The sequence below is a fragment of the Roseicyclus marinus genome (assembly GCF_036322625.1).
Lineage (GTDB): Bacteria > Pseudomonadota > Alphaproteobacteria > Rhodobacterales > Rhodobacteraceae > Roseicyclus > Roseicyclus marinus_A.
The window spans coordinates 1,071,164-1,093,631 of sequence record NZ_AP027266.1; the positions used below are offsets into that span (position 1 = coordinate 1,071,164).

Genomic DNA, 22,468 nt, shown 5'->3' on the forward strand with positions numbered 1-22,468 from the left:
CCCTCTCCCACCTTGGGTAGGGTGCGCGCGTCACGGCGCACCAACTGCCAGCCTCATCCACCTTTGGTGGCGCGCGCACGTCGCGGCGCACCAACTGCCCCCCCTCATCCACCTTGGGTAGGGTGCGCGCGTCACGGCGCACCAACTGCCCCCCTCACCCAACGTGGGTGCGGTGCGCGTCACGGCACATCACCCCTTCCATCCTCTCCGCCCGGCCGTGGCGCACACCCTCGGACGCGCCCAACCCCGAACCCGCACCCCGCCCTCGGCACTCCGCTGCCCTCACACCCGCGCACCATTAACCACGCCGCACCCCGCCAACCTGCGCAAATCGGTAACACCCGATGCACGACGGGTTCCCTACGCCATCACGACGCCATCACGACGGCGGCAATGCCCCCCGACAGGCCCAAATCCACCCCGTCACCCCTGCCGCAACCTTTCCAGCAAAACGGGTGACGGCCGCCCGTCCACCGGCAAACCGCGCTCTGCCTGATAGGCGCGGATCGCGGCCTCCGTCCTGCGCCCGACAACCCCGTCCGGCGTTCCCACATCGTACCCGGCCCGGTTCAAAAGCCCTTGCAATTCAATGCGTTCGGCCTGCGTCAACCCGGTTTCATCCGGCCCGAAGCTGCGCGAAAGCCTCCCTCCGCCCGCCAGCCTGTCCGCCATGTAACCCACGCCCAGCCCGTAATTCGTGGACGGGTTGTAGCGCAGGATCATGTTGAAATTGTGATAGACGATCCAGGCCGGCGCCTCGGCGCCCCCGGGTGCGATGATCGCCGCCGGACCGGCATCGGGCAGGGGGCCGCCGCGCGCGGGCCGGACACCGGCCGCCGCCCATTCGGCGACCGCGCGCCGCGTCTCCCGCCCCGTGCGCGCCGTGTCGAACCCCTGCGGCAGATGCACTTCCATCCCCCAGGGTTGGTCCCGCCGCCACCCTGCCCGGCGCAGGTATTCGGCGGTCGAGGCCAGCGCATCCGCAGGGTCCGTCCCCCAGATGTCGCGCCGCCCATCTCCCGTGAAATCAACGGCATAATCCTCGAAAACAGTCGGCATCAATTGCGTATGCCCCATCGCGCCTGCCCAGGACCCGAGCATTCGGTCCGTCGTCGTGTCGCCTGCCTGCAAGATGCGCAGCGCCGCGATCAGCTGCGCCTCGAAAAAGCGGCCGCGCCGCCCCTCCCATGCCAGCGTCGAGGTGGCCGAGATCACCGGGATATCCCCCAGCCGCGTGCCGAACCGGGTCTCGAGCCCCCAGATCGCGCCCAGAACATCGGCATCGACGCCGCTTGATTGTTCGATTTGTGACAGAACGCGCCTCTGCGGGGCCACCCTTGCCCGCCCCGTCGCCACATCCTCCTCCGAGGCGACAAGCGCCAGGTAATCCTCCGTCGTGCGCCGGAATTCCGTCTGGTTCCGGTCCCTTTCGACCACTCCGGGCAGGAATCCCTGCCCGCGAAACCCCCGCTCCAGCGTCGTCTCGCTGATCCCCTGCGCCCGCGCCCGGGTGCGGAAGGCCGCGACCCAGGCGTCGTAATCGGCATTGGGTTGCGGCCTGAATGCCGGATCGCGGCTCGGCCCGTTTGCCCCCACGCCGCCTGTCCCGCCCAGCGTCGGCACGCAGCCCGCAAGCCCCGCCGCCGCCCCTCCCGCCAACATCATCCTGCGTGTCCAAGCCATCCTGCCCACCATATCTGCTCTTGTCCCGACGACCGGGATGTCCTGCCGCCCCCGCCTTGCACGGGGGCCAGCCAGAGCCCATAGTGCCAGAAGACGCGCCGAAAGCCGAGAGTTCGACATGAGTTGCCCGATCTGCAATCGCGACACGGTCCCCGCCTACCGCCCCTTCTGCTCGCGCCGCTGCGCCGATGTCGATCTGGCGCGCTGGCTGACCGGATCCTACGCGATCCCCTCCGATGATCCCGAAGACCTGCAAGCCGCCGCCGAAGCCGTTACCCAGGCGCCGCCAAAGCCGCATTGAGCCCCGCGCGCGTCGCAGGAAAAAATCGCGCTTTCCCCTATGGACAGCCCCGCGCGATGGCCCTAGAACGCCGCTCACCCAGAAGGGCATCGCGCCCCTCGAACCCGTGCCCGGGTAGCTCAGGGGTAGAGCAGTGGATTGAAAATCCTCGTGTCGGTGGTTCGATTCCGCCCCCGGGCACCACTTAACAAGCTGAACTGTTTGGGTTTTTTGGTCATGTCTGGTCCTTACTCGGATCGGGTTTGACGCTTTTCGGCGGAAGGTTTGACAATCTTCGCGCGTCTCGCGTTCTCTTTTTCCAGCGTCGCCATCGTCTCGCGGTTCTTGTCGGCGAGGTTCGCGGACCGCGAATAATGCCGCGCCATTGACGGCGTTTTCTGCCCCAAGAGGTCCGCGATGCGCCGCTCATCGAGTCCCGCCTCGCGCAGCGTCGTCGCCACGGTGTGTCGCAGGCCCTTGAGCGTGAGGCCCGGAGCGATCAGCCCTTCCTCCTCCAGCCCGGTCTTGAAACGGTGCCAGACGGTGGAAAAGCCGTTGTAGGTCCAAGGCCCGCCCTGCGAGCTGGCCAGCACCGTGGCGGCCTCATGCACGGGTATGCTGTCGAGGGCGGCCTGCAAGGTCGGGCTGACGGGAATCGCAACCTCCTCCCCCGTCTTGCCGCGCACGCCCCAGATCGTGTCACCGTCGATCTGATCCTTGCGCAGCTTCAGCGCGTCCGAAGGATCAAGCCCGGTATTCATCATCAGCGCCAGCGCCACCCGCACATGCGGCTTGGCGCGGGACAGGACGATGTCGCGTTCCTCGATACTCCATGGCCGGTTGGCATAGGCGCGGTCGCGGGGCCGGCGCTTGGGGATCACGTCCTTGGCGTAGTTTGCGGCGATCAGGCCCTGCGGGATGGCATGGCGGAACACCTCGCTCAGCAGGGTGCGGACCATGTTCGCCCGCCGCCAGCCGATCTTTTTCGCGGCCTTGTCGTGGATGCCCGCGATCAGCGGCGTATCGATCACGTGGACCGGCGTGTCGCGGATGGGGGCGAGGAAATCCGCGCATTTGCGGTAATCGCGGCGCGTGGCTTCGGCCAGATTGGCGAAATGCCCGGTCTCGAAATACCCCTTGATCAGCCCGCCCAAAGTGCCCGCGCGCGGGCCTTTCTCCTTCTGCGCCACGGCGATGGCGCGGATCGTCTCGCATTGTGCCAGAAACTCGGCCGATCCCAGCGGTGCCTCTGTCAGGTCGATCTTGTGGCCCGTCGCGCGGTGGTAGCAGCGCATCCGGCCGTGGCGATCCTTGAATATCTTGAACCCCTTGACGCGCACATGGGTCATCAGAGCCGGTCCAGAATGTCGTCGCGCGTCATCTCGACATGGTCGGCCTTCATCGTGTCGATCCAGCGGTCGATGTCGCGCCGGTCCCACAGCAGGGTGCCGCGCGCCAGTTCTACGGGCCGCACCGGGCAGCTCGCCTTGAAATGCTTGACGGCGAGGCCGGTGTAACTGGCGGCCTCGGATTGTTTCAGCATGCGCTTGTCGATCACGCTGATGTTGAGATTGGTCGTGCCCATCGGCTCTCCCCCTGATCAATTCACACTCGACACCGAACCATCCCTCTCCCTCTCGTCCCCGCGCAGCTTCGTGGCGCGCTTCTGGAACCGCTCCCAGCCCGTCATGGTCAGCAGGCGGGTCTTGGGCGTGATCTCGACGAATTCGAGCCGCCCGTCGTTCATCAAGGCACGAATCTGCGCCGTGCTGAGCCCCACAAGAGCGCCAAGTTCCTTGGGCGACAGCAGCTTTTCCTGTGACAAACCCCTCTCCTTTCCTGCAAATGGACGAAAACGCATTGAATGCGGTGCTTGGCCGTGGTTCGATGGTGAAACGCAGGCGTTAACGCACAAACGTGCGCTTATATGCGTTCATGCGTCATAGCAAGCTGATTGATGTCAAGAATAGTGAATCGTCCGGATACCTACCTCGGCGGCCTCGGCGCGCGCATGGCGATCGCGCGCAACGAGCTTGGCCTGTCGCAGGCCCGGATGGCCGAGGCACTCGGCATGTCGCAGCGGGCTTATCAGAGCTACGAGACCGGCAAACGCTCGATGCCGGTCGAGGCGCTGGTCGACATGCACCGCCAGTTCGGCGTGGACCTGAACTGGATCCTGATGGGAGTCGAAGCGGTGCGCCCGGGCCATGACCTGGCGGCGCTAGAGGGGTTCGAGACGGCGCTGGACCGCCACCTCAGCGCGACGGGTATCCGCCTGAAAAGCGAGAAACGCGGGGCGATCGTGGCGCGCTGGTACCGATCGTTCCTGGAGGGGAAGGAAATCCCGATGGACGACGTCCACACCTGGATCGAATTGTTGAGAGAATGATGATGGAAATCGAGAAGAGCGTTGCTTGGCAACGGCACCAGCTGGCGACGGTGGAACGGATGCAGCGCGACCTCGCGCGCTTGACGCATCCGGTGATCCGGGCGGTCGGGCTGTGCGGGGTGGCCTATCTGGCGAGCTGGGCGGTGGTGATGGTGCTTGGAGCTGCTGCCGAGGCGATGGTGATAGTGGCGGCGGTGTTTGCGGGTGCGCTGGTGCTGGTCGCTCCAGCCTTTGCGTTGGCGGTGGCGGTTGAGCGGTATGTTCGGGGGCGGTTGGAAGACCACTAGAATTAAGTGCAAGCGCTTCGCGATCGGCCCTGAGCTGACGTTTGAAAGCGTGCCCACGCCGCAGCGCGGCTTTCCCGAAGCAGTCGCTCGTGGCTTTCTTGCGGCCAACTAGGTGCCATTTTTGCAAATCGCGCCGCTTTTCATCTAGTCGCCTTCGGCTTCCTGCATTCGCGCCTCAAGCTCGTTTAGGAACGGAGAGCGTCCCCAATACTGCCTGCCAAAGCGGGTATCGACGAAACCAGAATATAGCATGTGGATTTCATCGCGTGCCCGCGTTAGCCCCACATAGAACAGACGTCGACTTTCTCGCTGGGTCGCAGGTGCTTCGTTGCGCCATGGAAGGCTACCAAGATCGAGCCCCACCATGATAACCACATCGTACTCGCACCCCTTTGCAGAGTGTAGTGTCAACAAATTGAGGTGAAGCGGTGAACCATCACGTCCACCAAGACTTGCGAGGTCAAGGTCCTCAAGCGGCCCACCCAAGGCGACTGCCGCTGACATCCGCTCGACCTGTTCTTGCTGATCGGCAAGGCTCGGCTCGTCTACCATCAGCGCGTCGAGCATTCCTGCTCGCAGCTCCGCTACGAAGTCTCGGGCCAGCCCCTCTTCAACCCGGAGCGACCAGAGAAGCCGGGTGAGGCTTTGCAATTCCGCGCTGGCCTGCGCGTCCGAAATCCGTGCGCGATGGAAACCGATCCAGCGGTCCAACAAGCCACGCAGTTGCGGCTGTGCTTTACGCCAGCCCCCCGAGCACCAGGCGGCGCAGTCCTCGATCCAGCTCGTGAGCGCGACCTTGCGATAAGGCGCGGCCGTGTCGACCCGCACAAAGTCGAGACCCTCGGCCGCGACCGCAGCCGCCACCACGTCGCCGGCACGATAGTCCCTATAGAGGATGGCGATGTCGCCGAGCGTACGTCCCGGTTTTGCGGCAAGCGCCACTGGGATGATCTCGGCAACCGCGTGCGCGGCCTGGCCTTCTAGACCATCGTCGCATTCGACGAAGGCGATGACCGCCTGGCGATCTGGGTCGTTCGATCGGTAGCCGCGATCTTCGCCGAGCGCCATTTCGGCGGTACTGATAATACGCGAGGCGGATCGATAATTGAGTTGAAGCTGAATGCGCTCGACATCCTCGTGCTCCGCCAACTCCTGCAGCAAAGCCCCGTCCGCGCCCGTGAAGCCGTAGATCGACTGATCCGGATCTCCGACCGCAAAGAGGCGGACACCTCCGTCGAAGGCAACGCGCTTGACTATGCGGTGCAGCGCAACGCCGAGGTCCTGATATTCATCAACCGCTAAGATCGGGAATTTCGCTTGGAGCAGCGGGAGCACCCAGTCGTGTTCCGACACCAGGCGTTGGCCGAAAATTACCAGGTCGTCGAAATCGACGAGACCTGTTCGCCGCAGCTCGGCTTCATAGCCCTCTGCCCAGGCCGCAAGCTCCTCCTCATTTGACCAGGCTTCCGATGTCCTGTCCAATATCGATCGCCTATGACGCCCCAGGTCCATCGGCTTGTTCGGATGACCTATGCCGAAGAGCCTGTCCCCGACCCGCTTCATCAACTGGTCGCTCTGCCGTTGCGTGGCGACTGCAAGCGGGAAAGGCACCGGCAGATTGGCAAGACGGCCATAGGGCATCAACAGATGCCTCAGACAAAAACCATGGACCGTACCGATGAAGAGGTTTGGCGCCTCTCGGAGGCCCAGCCGCTCCAGCCGGCGCGTCAGCTCGCGCGCGCACTCCTGGCTGTAGGTGATGCATGCCGCGCCGCGTGGCGCGCGTACGTCTTCAGCCATGATCCGGGCAAGCTTGAGCACCAGCGTCTTGGTCTTGCCGCTGCCGGGGCCGGCAAGCACAACACAATGGCCGGTTGAGTCATAGGCGGCTTGCTGGCCCGGGTTACTGACCAAGTCTGCTGCTTGCGCGAGATAGGCGGCTCTAACACTACGCAAGGGCATCGCGAATGTGCTCCAGCGCCTTCCTGATATAGTCCGGGCAGGTATCCTCCTCGACGTACGGCGCCAGCGCCTGCGCGAAGCGTCCCTTGCCGATCCGTTCGATGAGCTTGATCAGCCTCTCCTCATCGAGCGTGTTGGTGTCGTCGACCCAGCCCTGAAGGAGGTCGCGGGTCGCCTGTTTGATTGGCAGTTCCTCCTCGATGACCTCGCGCATTGCGTCCGCGAGGCCGCCACAGAATAGCTCCGGCTCTAGCGTGTTGCCATTCACGAAATAGCCGAGCGGCTCCGCGCGGGCGATCACGGCATCGACGTCGAGCGGCGTGTAGTCCACCCCGTTCTCCACGAGGCTCAGCACCTTGATGAGGCGACGGCGTACCAGCGGCGGCTTCGAGCCGTTCGGATCGCGATCTGTCAGGATGACGTGCGGAATGTTCAGGCCCTGCGGACCCAGTAACTTGATATAGGGCGTGAAATTGGTGCCACTCACCGAGCAGACCGTAATGCCCAGCATGTCGAGCGGGATGTCCAGTGCCTCAGCGAATGCGGGGATGAGAAACCGCTCGGCATCGCCTTCGACGAGGATGACGCCTCGCGCAAAGAAGATCTCGCCGCGGCTGACATCGACGTAACGCTGGAGGTCGGCCTCATCGCGCTCCGTCAATGGAGCCTTCGCTGTTGAGACGGCGGTCGTCGCATCCTCGCCGGCGTCGTGGCGAAGCAGGACGATCGAGCGGATCGGTGTCACGCTGGCGATATGCGGCGAGTGCGTCGTGAGGATGGTCGTAAGGGGCGGAGCATCTTCTTGGTCATCTGCAGCGCCGCCGAGGAAATACCGATAGACCAGCCGCTGGACATGTGGATGAAGATGCGCCTCAGGCTCTTCGACCACGAAGAAGGTGTGGTCACGCTCGCCGTCAGTCACCAAACGATCCAACTCTAGGCTCTTCAACGCCAGGAAGATCAAGTTGGCGGTGCCGAGGCTGGCATCGCCAATGCCGCGCGCACCATTGTCGATCAGCAGGCGAAGGCTGCGCAGCAGCGCATCGACCCGCGTCGGAGCTAGGCCGAGCGTGAGCGGAACGGCGTGCTGCTCACCCGCAATAGCGATCAAGCGATCGCTGATCCGCTGGGCGGTAGCAACAACCTCGGCATGACCGGCAAGCTCGGCTTGAGCCTCGTTTACTTGTTCCTGGATTTCGTCGCGAGCGTCTTCGTCCAGCGAAGTTGCCAACTGTTCGATCAACGGCCTTAGCGGCGAATTTCGCCAGCTTGACAGGTCTTTCTCTGCGTCACGCAGCGCCACCTGAACGTCGAGCGGGAGCATCCGGCGCAATGATGACCCGATCGCCATATCGGGATCGTCGCCGCCGAAAATGACGTACTCGTAGTCGGCCAGACTCTCGGGATCACGGCCGAGATTTGCCTTTGGCTGGAAGCGGTACGTGAGGCGCGCGACCATGGGCGGGCCTGGCTCCACCACGCAGTCGTTGAGGTGCGCCATCAGGCGCGGGTCGCCGGTGAAATCCGTCAGTTCGACAGAGATTTCGATTGTCTCGCCGAGCTTGTCCTCGTCCAGGCCGTCCCAGAAGTGTTCGAGCCCGAGATGCCGGTCACGCTCCGACAGCCCGGGATCGAGGATCAGTTGCAGGGCGCGGATGAAGTTGCTCTTGCCGACCTTGTTCTCACCGACGATGACGATACTCTCGCCCGTCTCGACGTCGAGGTCGGAGAAATTTGCAAAGTTGGTTATCCTTACTCGCGAAATCCGCATTTGTACAAATTCCCCAAGATATGGTCGCCGAGCAAATGCTCACCGCTTACGCTTAAGTTTCTTGATTTGCGCAAACAACTTCAAGGCGCTTTCTTTTGCACTATTCACCTCAGAGCATGTGCTCGTCATTTATCAAGGAAACTAGCTGCGGTCTTTTGAGCGTCCGCCTTTCCGACATGACGCAACTGGAATGCCACACCTGCATCGGACAGCTTTCCGCCCATTTCGATCTCCGACCATCAACCCTAGACACCATACAACTCCCGCAGCTGCTGCGGCACCGGCTCGGCAATATCCCACTGCACCGTGATCGGCGCATCTCCCTCCCAGCCCGCGAATTGCACCGGTCCAGCGTAGCGGAACGGGGCTGCGCGCCCATCGCGCAGTTTCGATTTTCGAAGGAACAGGTGAACCGTCCAGCCAGGTTCTACGCCCGAGATGATGCGACCGCGCATGTCGTCGCGGCGTGTGCTGGTCTGGGTTTGCCAGACAAAGCGCGTGGGGCTCGCGAATTGGTCGGCGTAATGGCTGCCAACGGACATGCTGCCCTTGTCCATCGTTACCAGAAGGATCATCGCCCGCACGCCCTTCAGGACCACGATACCAGCGTTCCATGATCCGGTGTTGAACACCGCCCCGAAATGCGGCGCGATCTGGTCGCGCTGGTATTCCTGCCAGAGGCTCAGACCTCTGGTCGGGGCGACCGGTGAGGGGGCGGCCTCTTCGGCGGCTTCCACCAGGCCGGTAGCCTCGGGAATGTCATAGGTCACATCCCGCGCCTGGAGATATCGCAGGAGCCGCCAGTCCACGAGTTCCGAGGCGAGCGCGGTGAGGGCCGTGGTCTCGCCCTCGGCAAACGTGGTCTCGAACGTGCCCGGCCCCAACTGGAACCAGTCCGTCTCGCCCAGGATCTTGAGCGGTTGCTGCATCAGAAGCGTGCGCAGACGGGGCGCATCGTCAGGGTCGACGCTCAGGTCCGTCTTTATCTGCGGGTTGCGCCGGGCGAGACGGGCAACGCGCTCCACCAGATCGGTCAGCGCGATCCGGCCTGGGAAGGCTCCAGCTTCGATCATCGCGCGCAATACCAGCATCTTGTAGCTGCGGGTCATGCGCGTCGTCTCGATCTCGTCCAGAAGCGCGCGATGCGCAGTCCAGGCGCTGCGCTGCGCCTCCGACAGGTCGCCCATGTCGGCCACGAACCCCAGCCAGCCCGCATGCCCTGTGCGACCGGGGTTGAAGAGGGCGTGCTGCACCTCGGAGGCTGTGGGCCGTGTGCCGTGGCGCTCGCGGAAATCGCGGTAGAAGGCGGCCAGTTCCTCGCCGTCGCGCGGCTGGCGGATCAGGGACCGCAGTATGTCGAGCGCCTGCAGGTCATAGGTCACCTCGCAGCCTACCGGGAACTGGATCAGCTTGTCGGTCAGCCGCTCCAGCGCCAGCCGCAGCGCGCCGTCGCCAGCGCCCAGCTTGAGAAGCGTGCGGAACTTGGTCAGGAAAATCCGGTGGTTGCCGATATAGTCGATGACGGCCAGATGCGTTTTTTCTGCCGAGCGGCGCAATCCACGGCCCAGTTGCTGCAGCCAGATCACCGGGCTTTCGGTCGGGCGCAGCATCAGCACCGTGTCGATCGAGGGCACATCGACACCTTCGTTGAACATGTCGACAGCAAAGACGATGTCGAGACCGCCGTCCTCCAGCGCCTTCAGCGCGCTGGCGCGGGGGGCGGAGGTGTCGCCCGAATGGACCGCCACGGCGCGCAGACCGCGCGCTTGCGCGAAATCGGCCATGAAATCGGCGTGGCGGCGGGAGACGCAGAAGCCGATCGTCTTCTTGCCACCGCGTTTCGCGAGCTGTTCGAGCGCGTTTTCGGCGCGGGCCTGGGTTGCGACCGCTTCGGTCAGCGCAGCCTCATCGAACCGCCCGCTGCGCCAGGGGATCTGGGAATACTCGACCGGATCGGGCACGCCGAAATAGTGGAAAGGTGCCAGAAGCCCCCGGTCGATGCCCGACCAGAGATCGCATTCATAGACGAGGTTTTCTTCGCACAGCCCCAACAAGTCGCCACCATCGCTGCGGTCGGGTGTGGCGGTCAGGCCCAGCAGAAAGCCAGGCTGGAAATGATCGATGATCCGCCGGTAGGTGGCGGCTGCCGCGTGGTGGAATTCGTCGACGACGATGTAATCAAACGCCTGCGGATCGAACCGGGTAAGATGCGCATTTCGCGCGAGAGTCTGGACAGAGGCGAAGATGATGTCAGCCTCGGCGTCCTTTTCCTCACCTGAGTAGCGCCCAAGCCGGGCGCGAGGCCGGACAGCGCGGAAGGCGGCCATGGCTTGGGTCAGGATTTCCTCGCGATGCGCGACGAACAGGACGCGGGCCGCATCCGCGCTGTCGAAAGCCGCGAGGAATGTCTTGCCAAGGCCCGTGGCCAAAACCAACAGCCCGGCACCATAACCCTTCGCTCGGGTCGCGCGCAGGGCCGCCAGCGCCTCATCCTGAACTTCGTGCGGGGTGGGGGCGATTTCCGGGGCCTCCAGTGGTGCGCCGCTGGCCGTGGGCAGGGGTGCGATGCGACGCGCCTCGTAAGCGTCGATCCAGGCGGGCGTCAGCTCTGTGACCTCGGGCCGAGCGAGCAGCGCCTCGAAGGCCTCACGGGCGGCCAGAAGCGAGGCATGATCGACCGGATCGACATGACGCAGGTTCCATTCGATGCCGTCTGTCAGCGCCGACCGGGACAGGTTCGACGACCCGACGATCAGCGCCCCGCCGTCGCCCGCAAATGTGAACATCCAGGCCTTGGGGTGAAACGGGATCTGCGCAGCCCGAAACACATGCAGCCTGCGTGCGCCCTCAAGGTCGGCAATCAGTCGTAGCGCCGCCGGTTCCGTCACGCCCAGATAATCGCCGGTCAAGAGCCGCAGCTCGCCGCCACGGTCCAGCAGATCGCGCAGATGCGGCAGCACCAGCCTGACGCCGGAGGTCATCAGGAAGGAGACCGACAGATCGACGGCGCGCGCCCGATCAATGAGGGGGCGCAGATGGGCGTGCAGCGCATCTTCACCGCCCGAGATCAGCGGGCGATCATGGGGCATGCCCTGCAAGGGGCCGGGTGCCGCCAATGGCGGATCAAGGCGCAGGTGGACATGTCCGCCAGTCTCGACCAGCGTCACCCGCGCGGTGGTGCCCTCGGTCTCGAGCAGGGTTTGCGCCGCCCCGATCCTGGCAGCAAGGGCCGCTTGATCTGCGGTGAAAAGCTCCCGCCAGCGAGCGACATGACGACGGGGCGCAAGGGCAAGACCCGCGCCGTGGCGGATCAGGATGACCTGGGCGTCGCATTCCACGATGGCGCTGGCGGCGGCATCGCAGAGAGGACAAGGCAGGTCATCTTCCTCGCCCCTCATCGCTTGACCACCACAGCATTCACCCACAGTTCCGACGCGCGATCCGGGCGGCAATCGCGGCTTTCCCAGATATCAGGTTCGCCGAACACGCCGGATCGGTCGAGGAGCGCCGCCAGAGTTTCCGCCGTCATGTCGGTAAATCGGCGTCCGTCCTTCACCCGCTCGCCGGTGCCGCGCTTGAATGACAGGTAGAGCGCGCCGTCAGGAACCAGATGGTCGGCAAGGCGGTCGACGACTCCGGGCAGTTCCGCATCGGCCACATGCAGCAGCGAGGCGCAGGCCCAGATGCCTTCGAGCGAATGCTCCCAGGCGAAATCCTCGAAACGCATCAGTCGGGTCTCGACTGCCGAATGCGCTTGCGTGGCAGCCACCATGGCAGGCGCGGCATCGAAGGCCTTCACATCGTAGCCTGAGACGCGGAAAGCCAGCGCATCGCGCCCCGACCCTGATCCGGCATCGAGAATACGTGCTGGACCATCCGCCCGCGCAGGCACAGCCGCCAGAAACCGTTCCCGCGCATCCGACATATCGACGTCGCGCGTGGTGGCGATGAAGCCATTCGCGTTGCTGTCGTAGTAATTGGTCAACATGGGCTCCGATCTGGCTCTTTCAGCCGTATCTTCTCAATAAATCATGGGTTTGACCAGGTGATGAAAAGGGGTCGTGAGCACCAATTTCTTCGGGATGGCGGCCTGACCAACACCCAGCTCTCGTCCGCAATGCGCTTGGAGGACTAGGTTTGACACAAATGTCCCGTTTAACGATCATTTTTGCTGACTTGCTTGTGTTTGGTCATGGAAACGTATCCTTTGTTTCCAATCGGTTCCGGAGCTTGGTTAAACCATGGAAGAAAGGCATGGCGCGTTGTTGTCGCGATGCTTGGCTGTCGATCTCGAGGTCGACCCAAGCACTGCCCGCGTCTTTGCCATGGCCGCGGTTCGTCACGATGACTGCCGTGTCCTGATCACGCACGGCGAACCGAGCGTCCGCCAGCTTGACGATCTCGAAGCCGCCATAAGCGACGTGGACCACCCGATTGGCCACAACTTTCTCAGCCATGACATGCAGCACCTGATCGCTGCGAGGCCACGCCTTTCGCGGATGATGGACGCGCCGATCGACACGCTCTGGCTCAACCCGCTCGCCTTTCCGCGCAACCCGTATCACCATCTGGTCAAGCATTATCAGGATGGTCGCCTCGCCAAGGGGCATGTCAACGACCCCGAACTGGACGCAAGGCTGGTGTTCGAGGTCTTGGCTAACCAGCTCGATGCCTTTGCCACCCTGAAGAAAACCCAGCCCGATGCCTTGGCCGCCTATCACTATCTCACGACGCGGATGGAGCGGGCAGCGGGCTTTGATGCTGTCTTTGCCTATGTTCGCGCAGCGCCTTGTCCAAACGAAAACGAGGTACATGCGGCCCTGCATCGAATGCTGTCCGGCAAAGCTTGCCAAAAGCGGATCGACCAGACGCTGGGCCGCATGTCCAACCCGCGCAATGGCTGGGCGATGGCCTATGCGCTGTCCTGGATCACGGTGGCGGGCGGGGACTCGGTCATGCCGCCCTGGGTTCGTGCACAGTTCCGGGAGGCTTCCCTGATCGTGCGCCATCTGCGCGACACCTCGTGCCGCGATCCCGGCTGCAGCTGGTGTGCAGAACAGAATGATCCTGTGCGCGCGCTGCAGCGATGGTTCGGCTTTGATGCCTTCCGCCCGGAACCCGTGGACCCCGAAGGCCGCCCGTTGCAGGAGCGTATCGTCGACGAAGGCATGTCCGGCAAAAGTCTTCTGGGCATCTTGCCGACCGGCACAGGAAAATCACTGTGCTATCAGGTGCCTGCCCTGTCGCGCTACGACAAGACGGGTGCCCTGACGGTTGTGATCTCGCCCCTTGTCGCGCTCATGGCCGACCAGGTGCAGGGGATGGAGCGGGCGGGGATTTCCTGCGCCGTGACGATCAACGGCATGATGTCGATGCCGGAACGGCAGGATGCGCTCGACAAGGTGCGCATGGGCGATGCAGGCATTCTCATCATCTCGCCCGAGCAGCTACGCAGCACTTCGATCCGTTCGGTTCTGGCCCAGCGGGAGGTCGGGTTCTGGGTTGTTGACGAGGCGCATTGCGTCTCGAAATGGGGCCATGATTTCCGACCCGATTACCGCTATCTCGGGCGCTTCATTCGCGAGTTCTCCGGTGATCAGACGCCCGCGCCGATCACATGCCTGACCGCGACCGCCAAGCCCGAGGTGGTGGCCGACATTGTCGAACATTTCCGAACGCGCCTTGGCGTCGATCTGCTGACGCTGGATGGCGGGGCATCGCGCCCGAACCTGACCTTTGCGGTCCGGCCCACGACCAAGCCAGAGAAGCTGGCGCATGTCCTGTCCACAATCGAGGAATTCCTGCCCTCCGACGGGCGCTCCGGGGCCGTCGTCTATTGTGCCTCGCGCAAAGAAACGCACCGCGTGGCCGAGTTCCTCGAGGCCCAGGGCATGGATGCCGCCGCCTTTCATGCCGGGCTTGGGGCGGACGAGAAGAAAGAGGTGCAGGAAAAGTTCCGGGTGGGCGATCTGCGTGTGATCGCGGCGACCAATGCGTTCGGCATGGGGATAGACAAGCCCGACATCCGCCTTGTCGTTCATGCCGACATTCCCGGTTCGTTGGAAAATTACCTGCAGGAAGCCGGGCGGGCCGGGCGGGACCGGAAGGATGCCCATTGTGTCCTGCTTTTTGCCGCCGATGACATCGAGAACCAGTTCCGCCTGTCCGCCAGTTCCCGCCTGCAACGCCACGAGATCGGCGCAATCCTCAAGGCGCTGCGACGGATCGACGAGCGAACCAAGAAGACAGGCACGATAGTCGCCACCTCGGGCGAAATCATCCGCTCCGAAAAAGACCGTGAATTCGACCGGGACAGCGCGACCGACGACACGCGCGTCAAGACGGCGGTCTCCTGGCTGGAAGAAGCGACGCTCGTCTCGCGCGAGGAAAACCGGGTGCAGGTTTTCCCGTCCTCGCTCCGCACCCGAACGCTGGACGAGGCGCGCGCGCGTCTGGCCACCGCCGAGATCACCGAGACCTATCGCAAGCAACTGCTCGACATCATCGCGCATCTGATGTCGACGCCCGCTGACGAAGGCGTGTCGACCGACGATCTGTCCTCAGCCTGCGGTCTGGCCCCCGGTGCCCTTTCCAAAGCGATGGCTGACCTCGAGAGCCTCGGCCTTGCGCGAAACGACGTGGCAATGACGGTCTTCGTCCATGTCGGCGTGGCCCAGGCCTCGGCGGCCCGTCTTGCCGATGCGGCTAGACTTGAGGTCGATCTGATCCAGCTCATGCAGGAACTGGCGCCGGATGCCGACGACAGGGTGCCCAACCCCCTGCATCTGGCCGAGACATGTCAACGCCTGCGCGACCGGGGTCATGCGACTGCACGGCCCGACATCGTGGACAAGCTCCTGCGGGGCATCGCGCGGGATGGACGGGGGCAGGATGGCGGTAAGGGCAACATCAGCCTCAGGACTGCCAGCCGCAACACTCTGCTGGTCACTCTTGAGCGCCCCTGGAAAACGGTTGCGCAGACTGCGGAACTGCGCCGCGCGGCCGCCGGTCTGTTGCTCGAACACCTGATTGGTCGCCTCGACAAGGGCGCGCGCGGCAAGGATCTGCAGGTCGACACTACCGTGGGCGATCTGCTCGCGCAGATTCAGCAGGATGCTCTTTTGCAGAGCAGCGGCATCCGCGACATGACTAAGCTGCTGGAGCGGTCGCTCCTGTGGCTGCACGAGCAAGACGTGGTGACGTTGGGCAAGGGCCTGACCGTGTTCCGTCCGGCGATGACCATCTGCCTGAACCCGAAAGGCGGGACTTTCACACAGGCCGATTTCTCGCCCCTCGAAGATCATTACGCCGAACAGACGCTACAGACCCATGTGATGGCGACCTATGCCGAAACGGGCCTGTCCTCCATGCCCGACGCGATCCGCCTGTCCGAGGATTACTTCCTGCTCAACAAGGACCAGTTCCTCAAGCGGTGGATGCCCGGCAAGGCAAGCCAGATCCGCCGCCAGACCACCGGCAAATCCTGGAAATCCATCGTCGAGGATCTGGGTAACAAGACGCAACAGGAGATCGTAACCGATGATCGGGACCGCACCAATGTCCTGATCCTGGCCGGTCCGGGGTCGGGCAAGACACGGGTTCTGGTCCACCGGATCGCATACCTCTTGCGGATCAAGCGCGAGGATCCGCGCGGCATTCTCGTGCTGGCCTACAACCGCCATGCCGCCGCCGAAATCCGCGCCCGGCTGCGCGCGCTGGTGGGCGATGATGCCGTGGGCGTGACCATTTCGACCTGTCACGCGCTGGCCATGAAACTGGTCGGTGCGAGTTTCGCCGGGGTGCAGGCCGCGTCCGAAGATTTCGATACGGTCGTGATGGAAGCGGTGCGCCAGCTCAACCCCGAAGGCCTCACGAAATCCGAGGCGGAGGCCCAGAGGGAAGCCCTGATCCAGGGCTATCGCTGGATCCTGGTCGATGAATACCAGGACATCGGCCCGCAGGAATATGCGCTCATCGCCGCCGTGGCCGGGCGCACGCTGGAAGACGCCGACCTCAAGCTCAGTCTCTTCGCGGTCGGGGACGACGATCAGAACATCTACGCCTTCAGCGGTGCATCGGTCGAGTACATCCGCAGGTTCGAGGAGGACTATAAGGCAAGGCCGGCGTTCCTCGTGGAAAACTACCGATCGACAGCCCACATCATCGATGCCTCCAACCACGTGATTTCGAAAGCCTCGGCCCGGATGAAGCGTGATCACCCGATCCGGATCGATGCGGCGCGGCTGAAGCGCCCCGTAGGGGGGGCTCTGGAACAGGCCGATACAGTCGCCAAGGGGCGGGTTCAGCTACTTGACGTGCCGCCGGGCGACATGGCGCAGGCCGCTGCCGCGGTTGACGAACTCATCCGGCTGTCGCGCCTCGATCCGGACTGGAGCTGGAACCGCGCCGCGGTGATTTCGCGGACATGGCATGCCCTCAACGCCGTGCGCGCCTATGCCGAGGCGCAGGGGATCAAAGTCGAGATGGCGAACGAGGACATGCCCAACATATGGCGCCTGCGCGAAACGCAGCGTCTGGTGGCGGGGCTGCGTCAACGCAAGGCGGCGTTGCTGTGCATCCAGGATATTCTCGACATCCTCAACGAACAGCCTCTGAACCGATGGATCAGCCTTCTGGCGGAAGGGATCGCCGATCTGGCGCGGGAATTGAACACCGGCACCATGCCCGTTCCAGACATCATCGAGTGGATCGCCGAGTGGGCGCGCGATACGAGGGGCCAGCAAAGGGGTCTGCTCTTGTTGACGGCGCACCGCGCCAAGGGCCTCGAATTCGACCACGTGGTGATCTTGAACGGCGATTGGCGCAATCCGTCGCGAAACGAAGACCCGGATGCGCCGCGGCGCCTGTTCTATGTGGCCATGACCCGCGCCCGTCAAAGTCTGACGGTGCTAACCCAAGGGCCGCATCATCTGCTGGACTCTGACGCACCTTCGGTTCTGCGCCGCAAGGTTGCCGTCGAGGCGACGCATGAGCTTCCCGCTGCCGACATCTATGTGTTGCCAAGCCTGAGATTGGTCGATCTCTCATTTGCCGGGCGCAAACACGTCAGCCAACATAGTTTAGCAGCTATCCGCGATGCAAAGGTGGGTGATCCGCTGACGCTTGAGCAGCGGGACGGGAAATGGGTGCTGATCGATGCCGGCGGACGATTGCTTGGTCGGATGGTCAATGCATGGCAACTTCCACCGGGACATGCCTTCGACAAGGGCCAAGTGGGTGCTATCGTCAATTGGCGTAAGGTCGACAACAAGGAAGAGTTTCACGGTACTCTGAGCCGCGATAGCTGGGAAACCGTTCTGCCCGAGTTGATCTTTAGGCCGCTGCGCGAAGAAACTCGCAATCGGCTACCTGTCGGTGAGCCTAAAGCGCGGGAACCCAAGACCCAACCTTTCGTCAATAACGCTGCAGTGGCGAAAAGCACAGAAGATGCGGTGTCCGACGCGCTCCAGGACGACCTCGCCCTTGTCGCAACGATCATCCAGGATGCTCTCTCCGCTGCAAATAGCTGGGAAGCGCTTGTCGCAAATCTAGAGTGCAAGGACATCACGCTTATCCCTAAGAGCGGTGGGCTGGTCGTTGTAGACGCGAAAAGCGGGGCGGATATCTGCAAGCTTTCCGCGATCGGCTTTCGATATCTCGATCTGATCAAGAGGTTCGGCGAGGGGTTTCCGGGCCATCCCGCGACTTGGTTGGTGGAGCGTGCGCTGTCAGATGGCTACACCGCCAAGGCACAATCCAAACCCAGAAAGGGCCGAAGAAATCGTAGAACCGGGCGGGGGGGCGATGACATCACTCTCGTTGAAGACTGAACTTCGTTTCATGCGGATCGTAGTCAGGGCGGCGACCACTGTGGGTACGGCTACTTCCGTGCCGTGACCGTTGGTGTGCGACCATCAAGGTGCATTTGTCGATCGCCGATCCGTGCTGACCGCTCAGGCCGCTGATACGCGCCCTTGCATCTTCGAAACACGCCCTTAGTGCTGCTTCCCGACTACCAAGACCGTCCAGTTTTCGGCGTTGCGGTTTACATCAACGCCACATCGGCAAACCCGCAGCAGAGCGCAGAATCCGGTAATCGCATGCAACGGCGGGCAACTCGCTGTTGCGCCCGATTCTAGTTCCCGCCATCATCACCCTGCGGCTCTCTAGACGGTGGATTGACGATGAAGGATTTTGGGCCGGGCTTCCCTGAATGGACTGAACTCGGCCAGGATGGCGGCCTCGATCCCCTTGGAATGCAACGCCCCATCGAAGCGATCTATCAATCCCTGCTGCCCGGCATCAGCACCATCACGCTTCGCTTCAGGTACTATTCGTTTTTCGTCTGGATGCTCGAAGTCTACGCAAGAGAGCAAGGAAACACCGATCCCATTGCATTCCGGGCGTTCCAGCGACGCTGTGAGACCCTCTTTGCCCTTATTGCTGCACGGGGCGCGACTGAATTGGGCGTTGCCGGGATAGACTGGGCGCAAAAGCAACTAGGCGACGTTCCGAACGATCCGGAAACCATCATCGACTTCTCCGTCGGGGCCGATCCGGACACGGACGTCGGCCAGCGCTACTTGCGCAATAAGGGCGGTGCTTTCGGCGGCATCTATGCCACCCAGATGTTCGAGATGGGCCTGATCACACTTGGCGATGATCGGAACCCGATTGCAGTCTGCACGAACCGCGCACTTCCACTGGCAGAGGCTTTCGCCGCGGAGATTGGCGAGCTCGGCACTGCATTCCTGCGCTGTGTGAAAGCCGGAACAGTGACGCTAGCTGATCTCGACCGGATGGCGCCGATGCAACCCTCAGAGATCGTGGCGGGCAGCGCCGAACATCGGCAGCTCGTCCAAGTGCTGCTTGGCCAGTTATCGCCAGCAATCGCGCCCGACAAGCTGCGAAGATCCACCGCAATTATGCTTCTGCAGCTCATTGGTGCGACGAAGGAGGTGCCGCGCGCCGAGGCCGTGAAATGGGAATGGTTCAGTGCTGGCCATCCGGAACCCGAACCCGCTCCAGCCATCGAGAACGTTCGCGTCATGTGGGCGCTTTATCAGGCATGTGATCTCATGCGGCTTGCCTATGAGAACATCCTCGATCTTGCCTTGGACATTCTGCAAGAAGCTGAACTGGGGCGTATGCCGCTCGGTGATGTGGTGACGGAATTGGTCGGCCTTGTCGACGTGCCCGGTGGCATGACTTGGCGGGACTACTCCGCGAGCCTGCTCGAAGGCTTGGATCCGGCCAAGGCCGCGCGGTTGGCTGACGAGCGCATGATCGAGGCCCGGGCTTCGGGGGATCGGGCAACGCGAATGCAATCTGTCGTGGCGCTTGTCGCGGCGATAGTCGAACGGGCGGTAGCCTTCGGCGAGTTGCTGGACAGCGCGCTGAATGCGCCGGACCACTTCCAGTCGCTGCGAACAGAAGTCAAATACCTGCAGGTGCGAGAGCAGGAGAATGCGCGGACTGTCCTTGTCGCCTTGGTTCGTGAACGTGTCCTGAAACGCCATCTCTGGGTGGCGTCGCGTAAGTTCCGCAACCAAAAAGCCTATACCTTCCTGATCGAGCCCGAGGAGGGTTTGCTGCGGTACAGAGATCGCTTCCGGGTGTCGCCAAGCAGCCCGCGCCTGGATCAAGCCATGCGGTTCCTTCGGGACGTCAAGCTGATTGACGATGAAGGGCTGACCGAGATCGGCCGCGCGGAGCTTGATGCCGCATGAAGTACTTTGATGTATTCGCCGAAAGGGGATTTCATTCGGCATTTCTGACAACTTACGCCTTCGGGGCGCAGGCCTTCGAGGACGTGCCATTCTCGCGGCTGCGGGGGGCGGGCTGCCGGAACATCGTGATCCTTGCCGATCGGCAGATGGTCAACCAGAGCTTTGCAGAACTGGGCCCGCCGAAATTCGCGGGAAGCAGCTATCACCTTATCAAGGCAGATGCGCCGGGTGCCTTCCACCCGAAGATCACGTTGCTCGTCGGGGCGAAGAAGGGCCGATTGCTGATCGGCTCTGCCAATCTCACCGCGCTCGGCCTCGGTGGAAACAGGGAACTGGTCGCCAGCCTCTCTTACGGCGAAGACGCGACGGGCAATGCCCACCATTTTGCTGCGGCACTGAACTACATTCGCAGCAAGGTCCCCTCGGACGACCTTTGGTTTGCAACGGCGATGCAGCGGGCGCTTCGTTCATCGCCATGGCTGCGCGAGGTGATGGAAACCCCTTTCCCAGAGAAAGAGGCTGAGCTTGAAGTCTCCCTGCTGCATGATCGCCCGGACGCGACCATGCTGGACCAGATCGCTGCAAGCGTGGGCGATGATCGGATAGAGCGCTTGATTGTCGTGTCGCCCTATTGGGACGTGAAACTCGAAGGGCTGGCAAGATTGAGGGCCATTATGGGCGACCCGCCGACGGATTTGCTGATCGACGCCGCTTCGACCTACTTCCCGAAATCCGAACTGCCGCGGTTCTCGGACATCGGGATTTTCAAGGTCGACACGTCCGACAGCAAGAGGTTTGTCCACGCCAAGCTGGTGATTGCACGAGGCCAGGCATGGGATCACGTGATTTCGGGCAGCATGAACTGCACCTTGCCTGCCTTGCTCGGCCCAACGATTGTGCGCGGCAATGCCGAAGCCGGGATCTACAAACGCGTTCCGCCGGGAACGGCCCTCGCAGCGCTTGGCCTGGAGAGCTACCGCGATGCGCCGTTGCAGCCGAATGATCTCCACGAACTGACCTCCGCCACGGTGAAAAGTCCTTCGTGCGAGGCGTACACCGATGGCGGGACGATGATCTTGCAGTTGGGAAGGTTGGTCTGGAAGCCGCCAGCCAGTTTTGTGCCTGGATCGGCCACTGCCATCACCTTGCAGGACCGTGAAGAGGTCCAGTTCGGCAATCGGATTGACCTCGCGCAAGGAGGCGACACGGCTTGGCGCTTGGACCTCGAAGCAGGACGTCCTAAGTCCGGAATCGTCCACTTTGCCGATGGCTCCGTATCCGCGCCGGTCCAGGTCATTGATCTCGATGTCCTCGCCGTCCGCACGCTACCACCCGCGCAAGGTCGCAAGAAGTCGCTGACGGATATCCTTGCCGAGGCGATGAACGAAGACCTGATCCTGATCGAGACCCTGAACCAACTGGAAGCACTGGAGCTTGAAGAAACCGGTGCGACTGAAGATCCTGCACCGAGGGCCTTTTCCCCTCCCTCGGCTGCATCAACCGAGCAGGTCCATGCGATCCTCTCCTATGACGAATTCGTGCGGGTACGCAGCAGTGCAATGGCGCAGGGAAGCCAGATTTCGGACGGTTTTTTCGGTCGACACGACAGCCCGGCCAACACCCTGAGCGCGGCGCTCAACCGGATCATCGGCCTCGTCGGGCTGGATCTTGACGCTGATGAAGATCGAGAATTGAAGGCGATTGCGGCCATGGATTTCCGCATGACCGAACCTGCGGCACCGAGTGATGCCGTACCATCCACACCGCAAGCAGAACCGACGAAACCAGCAAAAGCCACGAAGCAGGCCGTGGCCACTGCGAAAAAGATGAAAGAGGCAGTCGACGCATTCGAGGCAAGATGCCGATTGCTGAGAGGCAAGCCGATCAGTACCGCGGAACTTGTGCGTCTTCGTGCTCTCCTCCAAATCCTGCTTTCCCATGCTCAACCGATCCGAGGGGCTGCGCTACCAACTCAGATCCTGCCAATCCATACCAAGGACAGCTACGACTGGCCGCGGCTGGTCGGACGGTTGCTCAAGCAGCATTTTGGCACCGCGCGGGCGCTGCAGAAGCTGCAGGTGGCGCAAGATGAGGGCGAGCAGAAGCGCGTACTTGAATACCTCGCCATGGCAGACTGGGCGGCAAAGGCGGCAGCGACTGCCGCAGCTTCACATTCCAAGACTGCTGACCTGCGTGGACCACTGGAAGGTCTGGCGAAAGCCCTAGCGGCGCAGGTCGCTTCGATCATCGGGACTGTCGACGAGGACAGGAGATATTTCGATGAATTTACAGCGCGGCTGGACGAAAGGTTTGCTGATCGCCTGGCGCTAATTCCCGGTACGCGCTTGTCATGTTCGTGAGGCTATT

At 62.8% G+C, this 22,468-nt stretch carries 15 protein-coding genes and 1 tRNA gene; 7 read left to right on the top strand and 9 right to left on the bottom strand.

Annotation, left to right across the window (positions count from 1 at the left end; all coding sequences use genetic code 11):
* Window positions 1-423 precede the first annotated feature (423 nt).
* Window positions 424-1,683: a lytic murein transglycosylase gene (locus tag AABA51_RS05140; RefSeq protein WP_338275052.1), complete on the bottom strand. Its 1,260-nt coding sequence runs from the start codon at window positions 1,681-1,683 to the stop codon at window positions 424-426.
* Window positions 1,684-1,801: 118 nt separating this feature from the next.
* Between AABA51_RS05140 and AABA51_RS05145 the strand changes: the two genes are divergently transcribed.
* On the top strand, window positions 1,802-1,984 hold the full coding sequence (locus AABA51_RS05145; protein WP_338275054.1) for a DNA gyrase inhibitor YacG: 183 nt from the start codon (window positions 1,802-1,804) through the stop codon (window positions 1,982-1,984).
* 108 nt (window positions 1,985-2,092) lie between these two features.
* A tRNA-Phe gene (locus AABA51_RS05150) sits at window positions 2,093-2,167 on the top strand.
* A 44-nt stretch (window positions 2,168-2,211) separates the two neighbouring features.
* Here AABA51_RS05150 and AABA51_RS05155 read toward each other — a convergent pair.
* The 3 genes from AABA51_RS05155 to AABA51_RS05165 are packed head-to-tail and all read right to left on the bottom strand — an operon-like array spanning window position 2,212 to window position 3,788.
* Window positions 2,212-3,312 carry a tyrosine-type recombinase/integrase gene (locus AABA51_RS05155; protein WP_338275056.1) on the bottom strand — a complete coding sequence of 367 codons (1,101 nt, stop codon included), beginning with the start codon at window positions 3,310-3,312 and terminating at the stop codon, window positions 2,212-2,214.
* Window positions 3,312-3,548 carry a hypothetical protein gene (locus AABA51_RS05160; RefSeq protein ID WP_297539213.1) on the bottom strand — a complete coding sequence of 79 codons (237 nt, stop codon included), beginning with the start codon at window positions 3,546-3,548 and terminating at the stop codon, window positions 3,312-3,314. Before AABA51_RS05160 ends, AABA51_RS05155 begins: the two co-directional genes overlap by 1 nt.
* A gap of 15 nt (window positions 3,549-3,563) precedes the next feature.
* Window positions 3,564-3,788, bottom strand: coding sequence for a hypothetical protein (locus AABA51_RS05165; protein WP_024811261.1), 225 nt, complete (start codon window positions 3,786-3,788; stop codon window positions 3,564-3,566).
* 144 nt (window positions 3,789-3,932) lie between these two features.
* Between AABA51_RS05165 and AABA51_RS05170 the strand changes: the two genes are divergently transcribed.
* Both AABA51_RS05170 and AABA51_RS05175 read left to right on the top strand, forming a co-directional pair.
* Window positions 3,933-4,352: a helix-turn-helix transcriptional regulator gene (locus tag AABA51_RS05170; protein WP_338275061.1), complete on the top strand. Its 420-nt coding sequence runs from the start codon at window positions 3,933-3,935 to the stop codon at window positions 4,350-4,352.
* Window positions 4,349-4,639, top strand: coding sequence for a hypothetical protein (locus AABA51_RS05175; RefSeq protein WP_338275064.1), 291 nt, complete (start codon window positions 4,349-4,351; stop codon window positions 4,637-4,639). The genes AABA51_RS05170 and AABA51_RS05175 overlap by 4 nt, the downstream gene beginning before the upstream one ends.
* Window positions 4,640-4,783: 144 nt before the next feature.
* Here the strand turns inward: AABA51_RS05175 and AABA51_RS05180 are convergent, their stop codons facing one another.
* From AABA51_RS05180 to AABA51_RS05200, 5 genes are all read right to left on the bottom strand, one after another.
* Entirely contained in the window at window positions 4,784-6,601 is a 1,818-nt protein-coding gene (locus AABA51_RS05180) for an ATP-dependent helicase (protein ID WP_338275066.1), read from the bottom strand.
* The gene (locus AABA51_RS05185) at window positions 6,588-8,372 is read right to left on the bottom strand and encodes an ATP-dependent nuclease (RefSeq protein WP_338275068.1); all 1,785 of its coding nucleotides are present in this window, start codon (window positions 8,370-8,372) and stop codon (window positions 6,588-6,590) included. Before AABA51_RS05185 ends, AABA51_RS05180 begins: the two co-directional genes overlap by 14 nt.
* A 245-nt stretch (window positions 8,373-8,617) precedes the next feature.
* Window positions 8,618-11,770 (bottom strand): DUF3427 domain-containing protein, encoded by a 3,153-nt coding sequence (locus AABA51_RS05190; RefSeq protein ID WP_338275070.1) that lies wholly within the window; start codon window positions 11,768-11,770, stop codon window positions 8,618-8,620.
* Window positions 11,767-12,360: a class I SAM-dependent methyltransferase gene (locus AABA51_RS05195; RefSeq protein WP_338275073.1), complete on the bottom strand. Its 594-nt coding sequence runs from the start codon at window positions 12,358-12,360 to the stop codon at window positions 11,767-11,769. Before AABA51_RS05195 ends, AABA51_RS05190 begins: the two co-directional genes overlap by 4 nt.
* Before the next feature lie 202 nt (window positions 12,361-12,562).
* Window positions 12,563-12,829 (bottom strand): hypothetical protein, encoded by a 267-nt coding sequence (locus AABA51_RS05200; RefSeq protein WP_338275075.1) that lies wholly within the window; start codon window positions 12,827-12,829, stop codon window positions 12,563-12,565.
* A gap of 42 nt (window positions 12,830-12,871) precedes the next feature.
* Here AABA51_RS05200 and AABA51_RS05205 point away from each other — a divergent pair, with 42 nt between their 5' ends.
* The 3 genes from AABA51_RS05205 (at window position 12,872) to AABA51_RS05215 (ending at window position 22,461) form a co-directional block, all read left to right on the top strand.
* Window positions 12,872-18,202, top strand: coding sequence for a RecQ family ATP-dependent DNA helicase (locus AABA51_RS05205; protein WP_338275078.1), 5,331 nt, complete (start codon window positions 12,872-12,874; stop codon window positions 18,200-18,202).
* Window positions 18,203-18,556: 354 nt separating this feature from the next.
* The gene (locus tag AABA51_RS05210; protein WP_338275080.1) at window positions 18,557-20,101 is read left to right on the top strand and encodes a hypothetical protein; all 1,545 of its coding nucleotides are present in this window, start codon (window positions 18,557-18,559) and stop codon (window positions 20,099-20,101) included.
* Complete coding sequence (locus AABA51_RS05215; RefSeq protein ID WP_338275083.1) at window positions 20,098-22,461, top strand: hypothetical protein; 2,364 nt, start codon at window positions 20,098-20,100, stop codon at window positions 22,459-22,461. The genes AABA51_RS05210 and AABA51_RS05215 overlap by 4 nt, the downstream gene beginning before the upstream one ends.
* Window positions 22,462-22,468: the final 7 nt, after the last annotated feature.